This window comes from Streptomyces sp. NPDC032940 (genome assembly GCF_040636935.1).
Lineage (GTDB): Bacteria > Actinomycetota > Actinomycetes > Streptomycetales > Streptomycetaceae > Streptomyces.
The window spans coordinates 279,286-297,039 of sequence record NZ_JBEZVJ010000001.1 but is presented as its reverse complement, the minus strand read 5'-3'; the positions used below and the strand labels follow the sequence as shown (position 1 = coordinate 297,039).

14 protein-coding genes are annotated in these 17,754 nt (G+C 73.2%); 9 read left to right on the top strand and 5 right to left on the bottom strand.

Annotated features, from left to right (window positions below; genetic code table 11):
* Positions 1-230: 230 nt before the first annotated feature.
* On the top strand, positions 231-1,811 hold the full coding sequence (locus tag AB0E77_RS01345) for a methylmalonyl-CoA mutase family protein (RefSeq protein WP_361563870.1): 1,581 nt from the start codon (positions 231-233) through the stop codon (positions 1,809-1,811).
* 97 nt (positions 1,812-1,908) lie between these two features.
* On the top strand, positions 1,909-2,559 hold the full coding sequence (gene leuE / locus AB0E77_RS01340; RefSeq protein WP_361563867.1) for a leucine efflux protein LeuE: 651 nt from the start codon (positions 1,909-1,911) through the stop codon (positions 2,557-2,559).
* 22 nt (positions 2,560-2,581) lie between these two features.
* Here the strand turns inward: leuE and AB0E77_RS01335 are convergent, their stop codons facing one another.
* Positions 2,582-3,982, bottom strand: a complete 1,401-nt coding sequence (locus AB0E77_RS01335; RefSeq protein WP_361563864.1) for an FAD-dependent oxidoreductase — start codon at positions 3,980-3,982, stop codon at positions 2,582-2,584.
* A gap of 79 nt (positions 3,983-4,061) precedes the next feature.
* Here AB0E77_RS01335 and AB0E77_RS01330 point away from each other — a divergent pair, with 79 nt between their 5' ends.
* Positions 4,062-4,712, top strand: a complete 651-nt coding sequence (locus AB0E77_RS01330) for a TetR/AcrR family transcriptional regulator (protein WP_361563861.1) — start codon at positions 4,062-4,064, stop codon at positions 4,710-4,712.
* On the opposite strand, the gene AB0E77_RS01325 is transcribed toward AB0E77_RS01330, so the two are convergent.
* From AB0E77_RS01325 to AB0E77_RS01310, 4 genes are all read right to left on the bottom strand, one after another.
* On the bottom strand, positions 4,697-5,644 hold the full coding sequence (locus AB0E77_RS01325; RefSeq protein WP_361563859.1) for a class I SAM-dependent methyltransferase: 948 nt from the start codon (positions 5,642-5,644) through the stop codon (positions 4,697-4,699). The genes AB0E77_RS01330 and AB0E77_RS01325 overlap by 16 nt on opposite strands.
* A 77-nt stretch (positions 5,645-5,721) precedes the next feature.
* A complete protein-coding gene (locus AB0E77_RS01320) occupies positions 5,722-6,804 on the bottom strand; it encodes an acyltransferase (protein WP_361564416.1) in 1,083 nt (360 codons plus the stop codon).
* 295 nt (positions 6,805-7,099) lie between these two features.
* On the bottom strand, positions 7,100-8,434 hold the full coding sequence (locus AB0E77_RS01315) for a polysialyltransferase family glycosyltransferase (RefSeq protein WP_361563856.1): 1,335 nt from the start codon (positions 8,432-8,434) through the stop codon (positions 7,100-7,102).
* Entirely contained in the window at positions 8,431-9,411 is a 981-nt protein-coding gene (locus tag AB0E77_RS01310; protein WP_361563853.1) for a glycosyltransferase family 2 protein, read from the bottom strand. The genes AB0E77_RS01315 and AB0E77_RS01310 overlap by 4 nt, the downstream gene beginning before the upstream one ends.
* A 198-nt stretch (positions 9,412-9,609) precedes the next feature.
* On the opposite strand from AB0E77_RS01310, the gene AB0E77_RS01305 reads away from it, so the two are divergent.
* The 6 genes from AB0E77_RS01305 to AB0E77_RS01280 all read left to right on the top strand — a co-directional run bounded on the left by AB0E77_RS01305 (position 9,610) and on the right by AB0E77_RS01280 (position 16,966).
* Entirely contained in the window at positions 9,610-10,926 is a 1,317-nt protein-coding gene (locus AB0E77_RS01305; RefSeq protein ID WP_361563850.1) for a DUF6716 putative glycosyltransferase, read from the top strand.
* A 53-nt stretch (positions 10,927-10,979) separates the two neighbouring features.
* Positions 10,980-12,242, top strand: a complete 1,263-nt coding sequence (locus AB0E77_RS01300) for an N-acylneuraminate cytidylyltransferase (protein ID WP_361563848.1) — start codon at positions 10,980-10,982, stop codon at positions 12,240-12,242.
* Positions 12,243-12,256: 14 nt separating this feature from the next.
* Positions 12,257-13,195: an N-acetylneuraminate synthase family protein gene (locus AB0E77_RS01295; RefSeq protein WP_361563846.1), complete on the top strand. Its 939-nt coding sequence runs from the start codon at positions 12,257-12,259 to the stop codon at positions 13,193-13,195.
* Positions 13,196-13,241: 46 nt separating this feature from the next.
* A complete protein-coding gene (locus AB0E77_RS01290) occupies positions 13,242-14,294 on the top strand; it encodes a hypothetical protein (RefSeq protein WP_361563844.1) in 1,053 nt (350 codons plus the stop codon).
* 211 nt (positions 14,295-14,505) lie between these two features.
* Positions 14,506-15,738 carry a M20 family metallopeptidase gene (locus AB0E77_RS01285; protein ID WP_361563841.1) on the top strand — a complete coding sequence of 411 codons (1,233 nt, stop codon included), beginning with the start codon at positions 14,506-14,508 and terminating at the stop codon, positions 15,736-15,738.
* 175 nt (positions 15,739-15,913) lie between these two features.
* Positions 15,914-16,966 (top strand): BMP family ABC transporter substrate-binding protein, encoded by a 1,053-nt coding sequence (locus tag AB0E77_RS01280; RefSeq protein ID WP_361563839.1) that lies wholly within the window; start codon positions 15,914-15,916, stop codon positions 16,964-16,966.
* Positions 16,967-17,754: the final 788 nt, after the last annotated feature.

The window sequence follows — 17,754 nt, the reverse complement described above, 5'->3', positions numbered from 1 at the left end:
GTTCCGCACGGATGTCCCGCAGAGATGCTCCCCGCGGATGACGCGCCGCGAACGGCGCGGCATCGTGGGGACCGGGACCGCGACGCGGCTGTGAGCAAGGTCCCAGCGTGTGCCCCTCCTCGGGGCGTGCACCCATCGATACCCTCCGTCGGAGGGCCGGTCCGTACTGGCGAGTGACTGACGAGTGGTTCGAGAGACTCGAACACATGCCCAGCGGGAGGCGACGCACCATGACGCGAGAGTCGGAGTCCGGGCTGCCCATCGAACCGGTCTACGGGCCCGACACCCAGGCGGACTGGGACCCGACCGGGAAGCTGGGCGAACCGGGGCGGTACCCCTTCACCCGCGGCGTGTACCCGACGATGTACACCGGCCGCCCCTGGACGATGCGCCAGTACGCCGGCTTCGGCACGGCGACCGAGTCCAACGCCCGGTACAAGCAGCTCATCGCCAACGGCACGACGGGTCTGTCCGTCGCCTTCGACCTGCCCACCCAGATGGGCCACGACTCCGACGCCCCGCTCGCCGGCGGCGAGGTCGGCAAGGTCGGCGTCGCCATCGACTCCATCGACGACATGCGCGTGCTGTTCGACGGGATCCCGCTGGACAAGGTCTCCACGTCCATGACGATCAACGCGCCCGCCGCGCTGCTGCTCCTGCTCTACCAACTCGTCGCCGAGGAGCAGGGGGTGAGCGCCGACCAGCTCACCGGCACGATCCAGAACGACGTGCTGAAGGAGTACATCGCGCGCGGGACGTACATCTTCCCGCCCAAGCCCTCGCTGCGGCTGATCGCGGACATCTTCAAGTACTGCCGGGCCGAGATCCCGAAGTGGAACACCATCTCCATCTCCGGCTACCACATGGCCGAGGCCGGTGCCTCGCCCGCGCAGGAGATCGCGTTCACCCTCGCGGACGGCATCGAGTACGTGCGCACGGCCGTCGCCGCCGGGATGGACGTGGACGACTTCGCGCCCCGCCTCTCCTTCTTCTTCGTGGCCCGCACGACGATCCTGGAGGAGGTCGCCAAGTTCCGCGCGGCCCGCCGGATCTGGGCGCGGGTGATGAAGGAGGAGTTCGGCGCCGAGAACCCCAAGTCGCTGATGCTGCGCTTCCACACCCAGACGGCCGGCGTGCAGCTGACGGCCCAGCAGCCCGAGGTCAACCTGGTCCGCGTCGCCGTGCAGGGCCTCGCCGCGGTGCTCGGCGGCACCCAGTCGCTGCACACCAACTCCTTCGACGAGGCCATCGCGCTGCCCACCGACAAGTCCGCCCGCCTCGCGCTGCGCACCCAGCAGGTCCTCGCCCACGAGACGGACGTTACGGCGACGGTCGACCCCTTCGCCGGGTCCTACGTCATCGAGAAGATGACCGACGACGTCGAGGCCGCCGCCCTGGAGCTGATGCGGAAGGTCGAGGACCTCGGCGGCGCCGTCAACGCCATCGAGCACGGCTTCCAGAAGAGCGAGATCGAGCGCAACGCCTACCGCATCGCCCAGGAGACCGACTCCGGCGAGCGGGTCGTCGTCGGCGTCAACCGCTTCCAGCTCGACGAGGAGGAGCCCTACGAGCCCCTGCGCGTCGACCCGGCCATCGAGGCCCAGCAGGCCGAACGCCTCGCCAGGCTGCGCGCCGAGCGCGACCGGCAGGCGGTGGACACCGCCCTGGCCGCCCTCAGGAAGGCCGCCGAGGGCGAGGACAACGTCCTCCACCCGATGAAGGACGCGCTGCGTGCCCGGGCGACGGTGGGCGAGGTGTGCGACGCGCTGCGCGAGGTGTGGGGGACGTACGTGCCCTCGGACGCCTTCTGACCGCGTTTCTGATCACCGTCGGCGCGCTGCGTGCACGCCCGTACCGCCGGCTGGAACACCGGAGCGGAGTGCCGCACCCCCGTGCGACACTCCCTCCATGTTCGGCGTCATAGACCTCCCCACCTACCTGGCGGGCCTCGTCCTCATCGTCCTGCTGCCCGGCCCCAACTCCCTCTACGTCCTCTCCGTGGCCGCCCGCCGGGGCGTGCGCGCCGGGTACACGGCCGCCGCCGGGGTCTGGTGCGGGGACACGGTGCTGATGACGCTGTCGGCCGCCGGAGTGGCCTCGCTGCTCCAGGCCAACGCCGTGCTGTTCGGGATCGTGAAGTACGCCGGCGCCGGATACCTCACGTGGCTCGCGGTCGGCATGATGCGGGCCGCGTGGGCGATGTGGCGGACACGGCGGGAGCAGGACGCGCCGGACACCGCCGCCCCCGTGGACGGGGACGAGCGGCCCTTCCGCCGGGCGCTGGTCGTCAGCCTCTTCAACCCGAAGGCGATCCTCTTCTTCGTCGCCTTCTTCGTGCAGTTCGTCGACCCGGGCTACGCCTACCCGGCGCTGTCCTTCGTCGTCCTCGGCGCCTTCGCCCAGTTCTTCAGTTTCCTCTACCTCAGTGCGCTGATCTTCAGCGGCACCAAGCTGGCCGCCGCCTTCCGCCGCCGCAAGCGGCTGTCGGCCGGGGCCACCTCGGCGGCCGGCGCCCTGTTCCTGGGCTTCGCGGTGAAGCTGTCGGTGGCCAGCGCGTAGGCCGTGCCCCGAGCCCCGCCCGTCAGACCAGGCCGAAGCGGGCCAGGTAGCCGCCGAGCCCGGCCGCGTCCTCGCCCGCCCAGCCGACGTAGCCGTCCGGCCGGACCAGGAACAGGCCCGTCCCGTACGCCCCGTGACCGGGCCCCCGGACGACGGGCACCGAGTCCGGCACCGGCGGCGCCTTGGTGCCCAGCGCCAGCAGCGTCCAGTGCGGGCCGCGGAAGGCGTCGAAGAGCCGGACACCGTCCACCGTGCCGTCGGGCGCGCGGTCGCCGGCCCGCAGGGCACCGTCCGGGACGGTGCGCGTCTCCGCCGTGAGGGACGACTCCCGGTAGCCGATCCCCAGCTGCCGGGTCGCCTCTCCGCGCCGCACCTCGCCGCGGTGGACGCCGGTCGACAGGCCGAGCACCCCGGCGGCGACCGGGCGCCGCTCCTCCTCGTAGCTGTCCAGCAGCGCGTCCGGGGCCTCGCCCGCGAGCACCGCGCCCAGCTTCCAGCCCAGGTTGTAGGCGTCCTGCACGCTGGTGTTCAGGCCCTGCCCGCCGGCCGGCGAGTGCACGTGGGCGGCGTCCCCGGCGAGCAGGACGCGGCCGTCGCGGAAGCGGTCGGCCAGCGCCGCGCGGGGCCGGAAGTCGGAGGCCCAGCGCACCTCGGTGACGTCCTCGGCGGCCAGGTGGGTGCGGTCGGCGACGACCTTGCGCACGCCGTCCGCGGTGACGTCCACGGAGGTGCCCTCCGGGAACTGCGCGGTCACCTGGAAGTCCTCGGTTCCGGCCAGCGGGCACAGGGCGAGGAAGCCGGCGTCCCCGCGGGGCGGGAAGACGTGCCAGTTGTCCCGGTCGAGGCCGCTGATCCGGACGTCCGCCACCAGCATCGGGCTCGGGTCGACCGTCTCGCCCGTCATGCCGACGCCGAGCGCGCGCCGTACGGCCGACCGGCCGCCGTCGGCCGCGACGAGGTACCGGGCGCGCACGGGCTCTCCGGCGGCGAAGCGCGCGGTCACGCCGTCCGCGTCCTGCGTGAGACCGGTGACCTCCCGGCCGAAGGCCACCGTGCCGCCCAGCTCCTCCAGGCGGGCCAGCAGGATCTCCTGGGTCCGCCACTGCGGCACCATCCACGGCGCGTTGTACGGCGCGTCCTCGCTCGGTTCGGCCGGCTCGAACATGGAGTGCTCGCCGAGCCGCTTCCCGTCCTGCCAGACCATGCCGACCGGGTAGCCGCCGCCGGCCGCGTGGATCGCGTCGAGGACGCCGAGGTCGTCGAAGACCTCCATGGTGCGGGGCTGGATGCCCTTGCCGCGCGAGCCGGGGAACAGCGCCGCCGCCCGCTCCACCACCAGCGCGTCCACGCCGCGCCGGGCCAGGTCGATGCCGAGCGCGAGCCCGGTGGGGCCGGCGCCGACGATCAGAACGTCCGTGTTCATCCCGCTTCTCCTTAACGCTGTTAAGTGGGGCTGCGCCCCGAGCGTGCCCTTAACACCGTTAAGGTGTCAAGCTGTGCGCGTGGGAACGGAACGGCGCGCCCCCCTCGACCGCCGACGGGTCGCGGACACGGCGCTGAAGCTGCTGAACGAGGTCGGCCTCGACGGCCTGACCCTGCGCACCATCGCCCGGGAGCTGGACGTCAAGGCGCCCGCCCTGTACTGGCACTTCAAGGACAAGCAGGCCCTGCTCGACGAGATGGCCACCGAGATGTACCGCCGGATGGTCGCCGAGGGCTCGCTCGAGGCGGGCGACACCTGGCGCGAACGGCTGCTCAAGTCCAACCGGGGCCTGCGCACGTCGCTGCTCCGCTACCGCGACGGCGCCAAGGTCTTCAGCGGCTCACGCTTCACCGGCATGGTGCACGCCGAGCAGATGGAGGACAGCCTGCGCCTGTTCACCGCCGCCGGCCTCACCCTTCCCCAGGCGGTGCGGGCGACCTCGACGACGTACCTCTACACGCTCGGCTTCGTCACCGAGGAGCAGGGCGTCGCCCCCCTGCCCGACGAGCGGCGCGAGGGCTACGACCTCGACGAGCGCGCCCGCCTGCTGGCCGACTTCCCGCTGTCGGCCGCGGCGGGCGCGGAGATCTTCGCGGACTACGACCGGCACTTCGAGGAAGGGCTGGCCCTGGTGATCGACGGGATCGCGGCCCGCTACGGCCTCGACTGAGCCGCGGCCCGCCGCCGGGCCAGCTCGCGGCGCACCGCCCGGGTCACCACCGGCGGCAGCAGGTCCAGGGCGAGGCGCCGGGCCCGGGCGCGCGAGGACGGGGCGGGGGACCGCCGCGGGGGCGGCGCCGTCGCCGGCTGCCCGTCCGCCGGGGCGGTCGCGGGCGTCCGGTGCCGGGAGACCGGCAGCGACGGCGGCCGCATCGTCTTCCCCTTGGCGCGGGCCCGGATCAGCCGGTGCCCGGCGGCCCACTCCACCGTCACCGCGCAGTCGTCGCGCTCCCGCAGCGCGGCGAGCAGCTCCTCCTGGACGGGCCCCGGGTCGCCCCAGGTGCCGTACAGCTTCTGGCTGCTCAGGCAGACCGGGTGCAGCCCCCGGTTGAGCACGGCCTCCCAGACGGCGACGGCCACGCCCGGGGTGTGCTCGGTGCGGTAGTCGTCGAGCGCGACGACGCCCTCGGGCCCCAGCAGCTCGCGGACCGCGCCGATGTCCCCGTGGACGTGCTCGTACAGGTGCGAGGCGTCGATGTGGGCGAAGCGGCAGGTGCCGGGCTCGACCTCACCCGCGATCACGGAGCTCGGGCCCTGCACGATCACCGGCAGGTCGTCGTGGAAGGAGAGGTAGTTCCGCTCGAAGGCCTGCCGGGTGAGCGTGGCGTACGACTTGGCCGCCTCGGCCCGGTTCGCCTCGTCCGGGGCGTCCGCCTCGAAGAGGTCGCAGACGGTGAGCTTCTCCCCGTCCTGGAGGCGGTGGCCCAGCAGGATCGCGCTCTTGCCGAGGTAGGTGCCGAGCTCGAGCAGGTCGCCGCGGGTTCCCACGGCCTCCTGCCGTTCCAGGAACCAGGAGAACAGCACCTGGTCGAGCGGCCAGAACCAGCCGGGGACGTCGTTCAGCCCGGCGGGGTGCGGGTGCGTTGCTTGCGCGGTCGCCATGAAGCGAGGATGCCCCCTCGGTAGTGGAAAGGCAGCGGTTGTGCGCGGCCCGGCGGTCGGAACATCGCACCTGTCGCTCAGTGTGTTCGGCCGAGTGCCGCGCGCAGCCGGGGTGTCAGCGGCTTCTCGACGAACCGGTGCAGCAGCCAGGCCAGCCCCAGCATCCCGGCCACCGTCAGCGCGAAGGCCGCCGCCGACGGCACGTGCAGCCCGCGGTGCAGGAAGCGGATCGCCACCCAGCCCAGGTGCTCGTGGACCAGGTAGAACGGGTACGTGAGCGCGCCGGCCACCGTCAGCCAGCGCCAGTCGGCCCGGTTCAGCCAGCCCAGCGCGACCGCGGCGACCGCCACGAAGCCGAAGGCGACGACCAGCACGATCCCGAAGGTGGTGCGGTGCGCGAAGGCGTTCGGGTCGGTTGCGTTCCACAGGTCGCGCACCGCGTAGTGCTGGCCGATCAGGAAGCCGGCGGCCACCAGGCCCCACGCGTGCGCGTCCCGCCGGTCGCGGTGCAGAAGGTACAGGCCCACACCGCCGACGAAGAACGGGGCGTACTCCGGCATCAGCACCAGCTCCAGCAGCGGCTCGTGCGCGGCGTCGGCGAGCGCCGCGGCCAGCAGCCAGCCGCCGCAGAACATCAGGACGCGCCGGCGGTTCGCGCCGGGCAGGACGACGCACAGCGCGAACAGCGCGTAGAAGCGGACCTCCACCCACAGCGTCCAGCACACGCCCAGCACCCGCTCCGCGCCCAGCGGCTGCTGGAGCATCGTCAGATTGACCAGCGCGTCGCTGGGCGACACCGCGTCGTAGACGACCACGGGCAGCGCGAACACCGCCGTCACGAGGATCACCGCCGCCCAGTAGGCCGGCAGCAGCCGGGAGGCGCGGGAGGCGACGAACGCGTTCAGGGACCGGCCCCAGCCGCTCATGCAGATCACGAAGCCGCTGATCACGAAGAAGACCTGGACGCCGAGACACCCGTAGGCGAAGAAGGTGTGCAGCGTCGGAAACTGGAGCTGGGCCGAACTGCCCCACGCGTCGGTGACGGCACCGCCCCGCCCGCCGTAGTGGTACGCCGCCACCATCAGCGCGGCCACCAGCCGCAGCCCGTCCAGGGCCCGCAGCCGGGCCGGCGCCGCCTTCGCCCGCGGCGCCGGCGGTATCGGCGCGCCGGGCGCCGCCGCCGTCGTGCTCACGACCGTCTCGGTCACTGCTGGTCTCCTTCGGCCGTTCCCCCACGCGTCGCCGGTCGGGACGCGCGCGGACGGGCCGAGGGCGAACGAACGGCCGTGCGGGGAACGCGTGTGTGGTGGGTGGGGAAAGGCTAAACACGCCCCCGGCCGGGAACGGCGCCGCCGAGCGGAGCACGGAAAGAACTTCCGGAGAACACCGGATGACGCGACGGCGACACCGGCCGCTCCGCCCGCCCGGTTCGCCGTCCCGTCACCCCGCATTCCCTCAGCGTTTCATCGAGCGCCGAATGGCCCGCGCCCGCCGCACCACCTTCCGCGCCGCCGAATTGTGCGGCAGAAAGGCCAGCCGTTCCGGAATTCCGCCGGGCAGCCCGAGCGAGGTGAGCCGCCGCTTCTTGAAATACCGCCAGGTGCGGGTGTTCAGGCTCCCGCGCAGGAATTCCTCCGCGTCCGCCCGCAGCTCGGGCAGGATCTTCGGCTGCATCGCGAAACCCACGGCCCGCACCAGCGCGCCGAGGGCGTCCGCGTCCGGGCCCCGGCGCCCCTCCGTGACGGCCGCCGCGTCGTCCGGGCCGGGCAGCAGCGCGTCGACGATCGTCACGGGCACCCGGTTGCTGTTCTCGTACGGCGTCAGCCGGTCCAGCAGCGTCTCCGTGCCGACCCGCGCGACCGGCAGGCCGTACAGCGCGGACGCGGTGAGCAGCGCCGTGGAGAAGCAGCCGATCACCAGCGCCGGGCGCATCCGCTGGTACAGCACCTCGGCGAGCACCGGCGTGTCCACCACGGTGAGGGCGACGCCGAGCCGCTCCGCCTCCTCCTCCAGGGTGCGCGTGAAGCGGGCCGGGGCCGTGGGGTGCGGCTTGAACACCACCCGGGTGTGCCCGAGGCCGACGGCGCCGGTGAGCATCCGCACGTGCAGGGCCTCCTCCTCATCGGCGGTGAGGATGCCCAGCGCGGACAGGTACTGGCCGAGCAGCAGCGCCGGGGCCTCGACGTCGGGCAGACCGGCGCCGGTGTCCGCCAGCTCGGCCAGCACCTTGGTGAACGCCGGCGTCGGCACCAGCTCGGGGCCCACCTCGAACTCGGTCAGCAGCAGCGGCGTCAGCCCCGGCACCAGGTCCAGGTGGAGCAGCCGCTCCACGCGGGTGCCGACCAGCGGGTCGAGCTTGTTGCGGGTCGGGCCGTAGCTCATCAGGCCGTCCGCGTACACGGTCAGCGGCGCGTCCGGGAAGAGCTGCGCCACCCCCAGCGCCGGCTGCACCTGGATCGACTCCACGACCAGCGCCACGTCGTCGTCCCCGAGCCCCCAGGCCAGCCGCAGATACCGCTCCCACATCGGGGCGTCGTCCCCGCGCGGCGCCCAGCCGCCCGGATGGAACGGGAAGATCGTCTCGTTCCACGACACCACGTCGTCGAACCGGTCCCGCAGCCGCTCGAACCCCGGCATCGCGTCCAGGGCCGGCGTCGTCTCCGGCGTCGCCGCGTTGTTGGAGACCAGCAGGATCCGCCGGTCGGCCGCCTCGAAGCAGCCGGCGTCCAGGGCGGCGGCGAGCGTCGCCGTGCCGTACAGCGTCGACGCCAGGAAGATCTGCGTGCTCACGCCGCCACCTCCGCGGCCGGCACCGGACGGCGGCGCAGCCGGCGCAGCCGCGTCGCCCGCTCGGCGTCCATCGAGGAGAGCACCTCGTCGAGCGCGTCCTGCGGCATCCGCCGCAGCGCGGCGGCGCTCATCGCCTTCAGTTTCCGTGCCACGGCAGGCTCGAACCTCTCGATGGAACCCAGATGGTGGGAGATGATCGCGCAGTACGTGCGCACCGCCTTCGGCAGCAGCCGCGCGGCGTCCGCGTCCGCGGCCGTCTCCGCGACGACCTGGTCGAAGGCGCGGATGAAGTCCAGCTGGCGGACGTCCCCGATCTGCGTGAGCGAGGAGGCCACCCCCCGCCGGTAGAAGACGCCGAGCAGCCCGGTCACCGCGAAGGACTCCGCCTCCCGGTGCAGCCGCCAGATCCACGGCCGGTCCTCGGCCGTGCGCAGCCCGTCGGTGAAGTGCAGCAGGCCCCGGTCGGCCAGCCGGCGGTGATAGACCCCGGCCCAGGCGTACGCGTAGTCGACCGAGGTGGAGCGGTGGGCGGGCAGGATCGCGTCGCGCGGCCGCAGGGAGACGTTCCGGCGCCCGTGCGGCACCCGGAACACGGCCCGGGACCTGGCCGTGCACTGCACATGGTCGGTGCGCACGAAGTCGCAGCCCAGCTCCTCGATCACGGCGACCAGCCGCTCGTAGTAGCCCGGGGCCAGCCAGTCGTCGCCGTCCAGGAAGGTCAGGTACTCGCCGCGCGCCCGGTCGATGCCGGTGTTGCGGGCCGTCGCCAGACCGCCGTTCCGCTCGTGGCGGACCAGCACCGCCCCCGGCAGCTCGTCCTCCGCGCGCGCGAGGAGGTCCACGGTGCCGTCGGACGAACAGTCGTCGACGAGAATGAATTCGAAGTCGTCCCGCGCGTTCGCGCGCAGACTCCGCAGGGTGTCGGGTGCGTATTGCCGCACGTTGTAGAACGGCACGATGACGGAGAGCTTGGGCACGTCCACGACATTAGGTGCGGGCCCGGCATGCGGCTTTACCTGCGCCTTGATGCGAGGTGAACGAGGCGTGGCGAAGCCGTGAAGTGGACGGGATTTCCGGCTCACGGCGGCCCGATTCGCCGTTCGGCGATGTGCTGTTCACCGTTTGTTGCATTCCGGTTGGGCGGTTCCTCGAAATGACTTCCTAGCGTCTTCGGCGTGCCAGTAAGTGCAACGAAGGCCCGGCGAATCGCCGTTCTCGCGGATTCCGACACCCGGTGGAAATGGGGCGCGCTCACCGCGTCCCGCATCTCCCCCGACGGTGCCGACCTCCGCCTGGACGGCTACCTCCTGCGGGGCCGAGCCACCCCCACACCCCGCCAGCTGGCGGAGGTCGGCGCCGACGCGGACTCCCTGCGCGAGGTGACCGCCGCCGAGTTCCTGCGCGCCATGGCGAAGGAGCCGTACGACGTGCTCGTCCTCGCCCTGGTCGGCGGCGGCGTCCAGGCCGTGCTGCACGGCCTGCGGCACGTGTGGGAGGGCCGCGCAGACCGGCCCGTCGTCGTCACCGGCTACGTCGGCGTCGTCTACGAGAAGCTCGCCGACGGCCTGCTGCTGCGCCACGGCGCCGACCTCGTCCTCGCCAACTCCCGCCAGGACGCGGACCGGTTCCGAGCCGTGTACGAGGGGGTCGGCGCCGACTCCTCGGCGGTGACCGAGGTCGCGCTGCCCTTCCTGGGCGGCGCGCAGTACACCGGCGGCCACGGCCACCCGTACACGGTGGTCTTCGCCGCCCAGCCCTCCGTCCCGGACGGCCGCCGGGACCGTACGTACCTGCTCGACCGGCTCGTGCGGCACGCCCGCCGGCACCCCGAGCGGGAGGTGCTGCTCAAGCTGCGCTCCAAGCCCGGCGAACACACCACGCACATCGAGGAACTGCCCTACCAGAAGCTGGTGCAGAAGGCCGACCCGCCGCCCAACTTCCGCCTGGTCTACGGGCACATGGGGGAGGTCCTCGACCGCACCGACCTGCTGGTCACCGTCAGCTCCACGGCCGCCCTCGAGGCCCTGCACCGCCGCATCCCGACGGCCGTGCTGACCGACCTCGGCGTGCGCGAATCGCTCGGCAACCACCACTTCACCGGCTCCGGATGCCTCGCCTCCTGGGACCAGCTCGACGACGGCCGGCTGCCCGAGCCCGACCCGGCGTGGACCGCCCGCCAGGGCGTCGCCGCCGACGGCGACTACGCCACCGCCTTCGACACCGCCCGCGCCCGCATCACCGCGCTGCTCGACCGGCCCGGAGGTCTGCCCCCGCTGAACCCCTACTACACACCCGTCACCGCCCCCGGCTACCTGCCCGGCATCCTCGCCCGCCACCACCTCGCCCCGGACGGCAGCCCGCTGCCCGGCGCCCCGGCGGCCGACCGCGAGCCGGGCCCCGTCCGCCAGATCGTGCGCCGCGCCGCACGCGGCGCCTACCGGCACGGCGTCCAGCGCGTCGCCCCGGTGATCCGCCGGATGGGGGAGCTGTGACCGCCCCGACCCAGCCCCGCACCACCGCCCGAGGAGACCGAGGAGCCCCATCCATGACCCAGCCGGACGACCCGGAAGCGGGCCGAGGCGCCTCGGTGCGCCGCGTGCTCGCCGTCATCCCCGCCCGCGGCGGGTCCAAGGGCGTGCCCGCCAAGAACCTCGCCCCCGTCGGCGGCGTCCCCCTCGTCGCCCGCGCCGTCCGCGAATGCCGGGCCACCCGCCTGGTGACCGACGTCGTGGTCTCCACCGACGACCGCGCCATCGCCGCCGCGGCCCGCGAGGCCGGAGCCGAGGTCGTGCTGCGCCCCGCCGCCATCGCCGGGGACACGGCCACCTCCGAGGCCGCCGTGCTGCACGCCCTGGACACCCACGAGGCGCTGCACGGCGCCCCCGTCGACGTGGTGCTGCTCGTGCAGTGCACCAGCCCCTTCCTGGTCCGCGAGGACGTCGACGCGGTGGCCGCCGCCGTCGCCGAGGACGGCGCCGACACCGCGGTCACCGTCGCCCCCTTCCACGGCTTCGTCTGGCGGGACGGCACCGCCGAGGGCGACGGCGGCCACGGCGTCAACCACGACAAGGCCCACCGCCCCCGCCGCCAGGACCGCCCCCAGGACCTCCTCGAGACCGGCGCCGCCTACGCCATGGACGCCGCGGGCTTCCGCGCCCACGGCCACCGCTTCTTCGGCCGCACCGAACTGGTCCGCACCGACCCGGCCCGCGTCCTGGAGATCGACGACCCGCACGACCTGGCCCGCGCCCGAGCGCTCGCGCCCCTCTTCGACGCCGCCCGGCCCGGCGCCCTCCCGACCGCGGCGGACATCGACGCGGTCGTCCTCGACTTCGACGGCACCCAGACCGACGACCGGGTCCTGATCGACTCCGACGGACGGGAGTTCGTCTCCGTGCACCGCGGCGACGGACTCGGCATCGCCGCCCTGCGCCGCAGCGGCCTGACGATGCTCATCCTGTCCACGGAGGTGAACCCGGTCGTCGCCGCCCGCGCCCGCAAGCTCAAGCTGCCCGTGCTGCACGGCATCGACCGCAAGGACCTCGCCCTCAAGCAGTGGTGCGAGGAGCAGGGCATCGCCCCCGAGCGCGTGCTCTACGTCGGCAACGACGTCAACGACCTGCCCTGCTTCGCCCTCGTCGGCTGGCCCGTCGCCGTCGCCTCCGCCCACGACGTGGTGCGCGGCGCCGCCCGCGCGGTCACCGCCCTCCCCGGCGGCGACGGCGCGATCCGCGAGATCGCCGGCTGGCTCCTCGGACCCTCCCTCGACTCACCCACGACCCCCACCCCGCTCACCCAGCACACGTAAGGAAACCCCACGTCATGAGCAGCGACTCCCGCATCCGCACCTTCGGCACCCGCGAGGCCGGTCCCGGCCGCCCCGTCTACGTCACCGGCGAGATCGGCATCAACCACAACGGCGACATCGAGAACGCCTTCAAGCTGATCGACGCCGCCGCCGAGGCCGGCTGCGACGCCGTCAAGTTCCAGAAGCGCACCCCCGAGATCTGCACCCCGCGCGACCAGTGGGACATCGAGCGCGACACGCCCTGGGGCCGGATGACGTACATCGACTACCGCCACCGCGTCGAGTTCGGCGAGGACGAGTACCGCCAGATCGACGAGTACTGCAAGAGCAAGAACATCGACTGGTTCGCCTCCCCGTGGGACACCGAGGCCGTCGCATTCCTGGAGAAGTTCGACGTCCCCGCCCACAAGGTCGCCTCCGCCTCCCTGACCGACGACGAGCTGCTGCGCGCCCTGCGCGCCACCGGCCGCACGGTCATCCTCTCCACCGGCATGTCCACCCCCAAGCAGATCCGCCACGCGGTCGAGGTCCTGGGCAGCGACAACATCCTGCTCTGCCACGCGACGTCCACCTACCCGGCCAAGGCCGAGGAGCTGAACCTCCGCGTGATCAACACCCTCCAGCAGGAGTACCCGAACGTCCCGATCGGCTACTCCGGCCACGAGACGGGCCTGCAGACCACGCTCGCCGCCGTCGCCCTCGGCGCCACCTTCGTCGAGCGCCACATCACCCTCGACCGCGCCATGTGGGGCTCCGACCAGGCCGCCTCCGTCGAGCCGCAGGGCCTGACCCGCCTGGTGCGCGACATCCGCACCATCGAGGCCTCCCTCGGCGACGGCGTGAAGAAGGTCTACGACTCCGAGCTCGGCCCCATGAAGAAGCTGCGCCGCGTCACCGGCGTCGTCGCCGAGGCGGAGATCGCCGCGGCGGCCGGCGAGCCGGTCACGGTCTGACCCACTCCCACCCCCACACGCCCTACGACGGGACGGTCGTACGCCGATGAGCCCCCGCGCCGGGAACGCCGGCCCCCGCACTCTCGCCTTCGTCGAGAGCCCGGTGCAACTGCTGAACGTGCTGGAGTGGGCGCACACCCGTGCGCCCGGCGCGGAGCTCACCCTCGTCGTCCTGTCCCCGCTGGACCCGATGACCCGCGGCCAGCTGCGCCGCATGGCGGAGCTGGCCCGGCGGGAGGGCCACGAGGTCCGCTGGGAGGAGGCCCGCGGCGGCGCCACGGCCCCCTTCCACACGGTGGGGAGCCTCACTGGCCCCCTGCGCCGCGCGGACCGGGTCGTCATGGGCGACCCCTTCTCCCGCTACGTCCAACTGCTGCTGACCATCACCCGGGCCCGGGACCTGGTCGTCGTCGACGACGGCACGGCCACCATGGAGTTCGTCACCCAGCTGGCCCGCGGCGAACGCCTGGTCCGCTGGCACCGCAAGGGCAGCCGCCCCGGCCCCCGCGACCTGCTGTTCGCCCCCGTATCCAGGGCCGCCCGGCACCGTCTGACCCCGGCCGGGGGCCGCGACGTGGAGGTCTTCTCCGCGATGCCCGTGGAGGAGACCCCCGAGGGCGTCACCGTCACCGCCAACGCCTTCGCCTGGACCCGCGCCCGCTTCGGCCCGCCCCGCGTCACCAAGGGCGCCGACATGGTCGGCACCTCCCTGGTGGAGACGGGCGTCGTGGACGCCGACCGCTACCTGGACGCCGTCCGCTCCCTGGCGAAGACCCACGGAGCGGCCCGCTACTTCGCCCACCGCCGCGAGAGCACCGAGAAGCTCCACCGCCTGGCCGTGGAGACGGGCCTGGAGATCGTCCGCCCCGACCTGCCCCTGGAACTGATCGCCCGCCGTGGCCCGATCGGCCGTACCGTCCTCAGCTTCCCGTCCACGGTCGTCCACACCCTCCCGCTCGCCCTCGCCGGCACGGACGTCCGCGTCGCCGTCTGCGACATCGACCCCACCTGGCTCACCCGCACCGCCTCCCCCCGGGCCGGCGGCTTCCTGTCCGGCGTCACGGGCTCGGCCCGAGCCGCGCACCGGCTGTCCGCGTAAGGGACGCGTGGGGTGCACGGAGCGTGGTATCCGTGAAGGGAGCAAGGAAACGGAGACGGGCGCGGCTGCCGGAAGCGGGCGAGTTTACCCACCTCCGTCGGTACCCATGCGCCGGATGGCCAACTTTTCTTCCCCTAACGGGCTGAACTTTTGTTGATCGCAGGACAGTTGACCGCCTCGGCGTCCTACCCTTCAGAGGGTGAAGCAATTGATGTCCCGAGAGTCCGAGGCCGACCCGTCAGGGGAAGCGCTGCTTCCCGGCACCCTGCCCGAGGCGCTGCGCGCTGAGCTCGTGGCCTTCCGTCGCGACCTGCACATGCACCCCGAGCTCGGCAACCAGGAGTTCCGCACCACCGCCGCGATCAAGGAGCGGCTCGAGCGGGCCGGCCTCAAGCCGCGTGTGCTTCCCGTCGGCACGGGACTCGTCTGCGACATCGGCACCGACTCGGGCCAGTGGACCGGCGGCCCGCGCATGCTCGCGCTGCGGGCCGACATCGACGCGCTGCCCATCCCGGACACGAAGAGCGAGTGCCCGTACCGCTCGATCGTCCCGGACCGCGCCCACGCCTGCGGGCACGACGTGCACACCACCGTCGTCCTCGGCACCGGCCTGGTGCTCGCCGCCCTGCACGAGCAGGGACTGCTGCCCCGGCCCGTGCGGCTGATCTTCCAGCCCGCCGAGGAGGTGCTGCCCGGCGGCGCCGCCGACGCCATCGAGGGCGGCGCGCTCGACGGGGTGCGCCGCATCCTCGCCGTGCACTGCGACCCCCGGGTGGACGCCGGGAAGGTCGGGCTGCGGGTCGGCCCCATCACCTCCGCCTGCGACCGGCTGGAGATCTCGCTGAACGGCCCCGGCGGGCACACCGCCCGGCCGCACCTGACGACCGACCTGGTCACCGCCGCCGCCCGCGTCGTCGTGGACGTGCCCGCGGTCGTCGCCCGCCGGGTGGACAGCCGCAGCGGCCTCGCCATGACCTGGGGCCGGATCGACTGCGGCCACGCCCCGAACGTCATCCCGCAGCACGCCGAGCTGGCCGGCACCGTGCGCTGCCTCGACCTCGACGCCTGGCGGCAGGCGCCCGACCTCGTGGTCGGCGCCATCGACGAGGTCGCCAACCTGCACCGGGCCAAGTCCGAGATCACCTACGTCCGGGGCGTCCCCCCCGTCGTCAACGAGGTGACCAGCACCGAACTGCTCCAGGCCGCCATGGCCGCCCGGCGCGGCACGGACTCCGTCGAGCCCACCGAGCAGAGCCTCGGCGGCGAGGACTTCTCCTGGTACCTGGAGCACGTGCCCGGCGCGATGGCCCGGCTCGGCGTCCGCCCGCCCGGCGAACGCACGGTCCGGGACCTGCACCAGGGCGACTTCGACGTGGACGAGCACGCCATCACCGTAGGCGTCGAGATGTTCACGGCGGCGGCCCTCATCGACGCCGTCCAGTAGCCCGCTTCGCACCTCTTCGGCCGCGTTCGGTCCGGTGGTTCACCGGGCCGTAACCGGCCAGCGGCACGAATGGGTAACGGCACTGCGGAACCCCGTTCCCAGGAGTTTCTACGCGCGTTAATGTGCGCCGAACCGAGCGCCCGCTGCGGGGCTTTGGAGAATGGGGAGCTTCAAGATGCGTCGGATTTCGAGACTGACCCGCGTCGCGGTGGGGGTCGCGTCGCTCGCACTCGCCGCCACGGCCTGCGGAGGCACCAGCAGCGAGAGCGACAGCGGCGACGACGGCACCAAGGGCGACAAGGGCCTCGCCATCGCGTACGACATCGGCGGCAAGGGCGACCAGTCCTTCAACGACGCCGCGTACGCCGGTCTGCAGAGGGCCCAGAAGGAGTTCGGCTACAAGACGGCCGACATCGAGCCCACCGAGGGCGAGACCGACGCCGACAAGGAGCAGCGCCTCGCCTCCCTGGCCAAGCAGGGCTACAACCCGGTCATCGGTGTCGGCTTCGCCTACGGCCCGGCGATGAAGGCCGTCGCCGAGAAGTACCCGGACACCACCTTCGGCATCGTGGACTCCGTCGTCGAGGGCAAGAACGTCGCCTCCCTCGTCTTCGCCGAGAACGAGGCCTCCTACCTCGCCGGCGTCGCCGCGGCCAAGGCCACCAAGACCAACACGGTCGGCTTCGTGGGCGGCGTGGACGTGCCGCTGATCCACAAGTTCGAGGCGGGCTACAAGCAGGGCGTCCAGGACACCAACCCCAAGGTCAAGGTCATCTCGCAGTACCTGACGCAGACCGCCGAGGAGGGCGGCTTCTCCAGCCCCGACAAGGGCCGGGCCGCCGCCGAGGGCCAGATCGAGAAGAAGGCCGACGTCGTCTACCAGGCGGCCGGTCTCTCCGGTCAGGGCGTGATCGAGGCCGCCGCGAAGGCGAAGGTCTGGGCGATCGGCGTCGACTCCGACCAGTACCAGCAGGAAGCGCTCGCCGCGTACAAGGACTACATCCTCACCTCCGCCCTCAAGGACATCGACGGCGCGGTCTTCGCGCTGGCCAAGTCGGTCAAGGACGGCAAGCCGCTCACCGGCACCCAGACCTTCGACCTGAAGTCCGACGGTGTGGGCCTGTCCGACAGCAACCCGAAGTTCGCCGAGGTCCCGGGCGCCAAGGACGCCGTGGCCAAGGCCAAGGAGGGCATCGTCAGCGGTTCGATCAAGGTCAAGACCGAATAGCCGGCGGTACGGAGTCCGACGGAGCGGGCGGGCGCCCCCGGTGCCCGCCCGCTCCGTCGCTCCCGCACCCTGGCCCACGGCGTGTCTCGCGGCCGACGGGCCCGCGTCGCACCCCGGCGAACCACCGGGGCCCGGCCGTCGCCCCGCCCACGGCCTGCGGGCCCGTCTGTCCACCACCCCGGCGCCCCGCCGAGCCACCGAAGTCCGGCCGCCGCCCGCTCGCCGCCTGGTGCCGGCTCGTTCACCGGCGCTGTCGTGTGTCGGCCGGATCTTCGGGCGTACTGCCGAAGTCCGGTCGTAGCCCTGGGCCGCCGCCCGCTAGCCGCCTGGTGCCGGCCGGTTCACCAGCGCTGTCGTGCGCCGGCCCGCCCTCTCGGCGTACCGCCGAAGCCCTGCGGCCACCCCGGCGCGCCCGTGCGCCGTCCGTCGACACGCCCCGCCCCGGCCGACGGGCGTACCGCCGAAGCCTGACGGCGGGCCCCGTCACCACTCCGCCCGCCCTCCCCCTGGCCCCGGACCCACCGCCTGGCCCCGGACCCACCGCGAACTCGGGCCCACCCGCCCCCACAGCGGCGCCCCCGGCCCCCACCCCACGCCCCCGGACCACCCGCCCCCCACAGCGGCGCCCCCCGGCCCCCACCCCGAGCCCCCGGACCACCCGCACCCAGAGCCCCGCCGATCCCCGACCGGAGGGGCACCGCCCGGACGGCCCCCGCGTCACCCTCCGCCACCCTCCGTTTGCGCCCGGCAAGCCTCACACCGCCCATCGCGTCACCTTGCTCACGGGC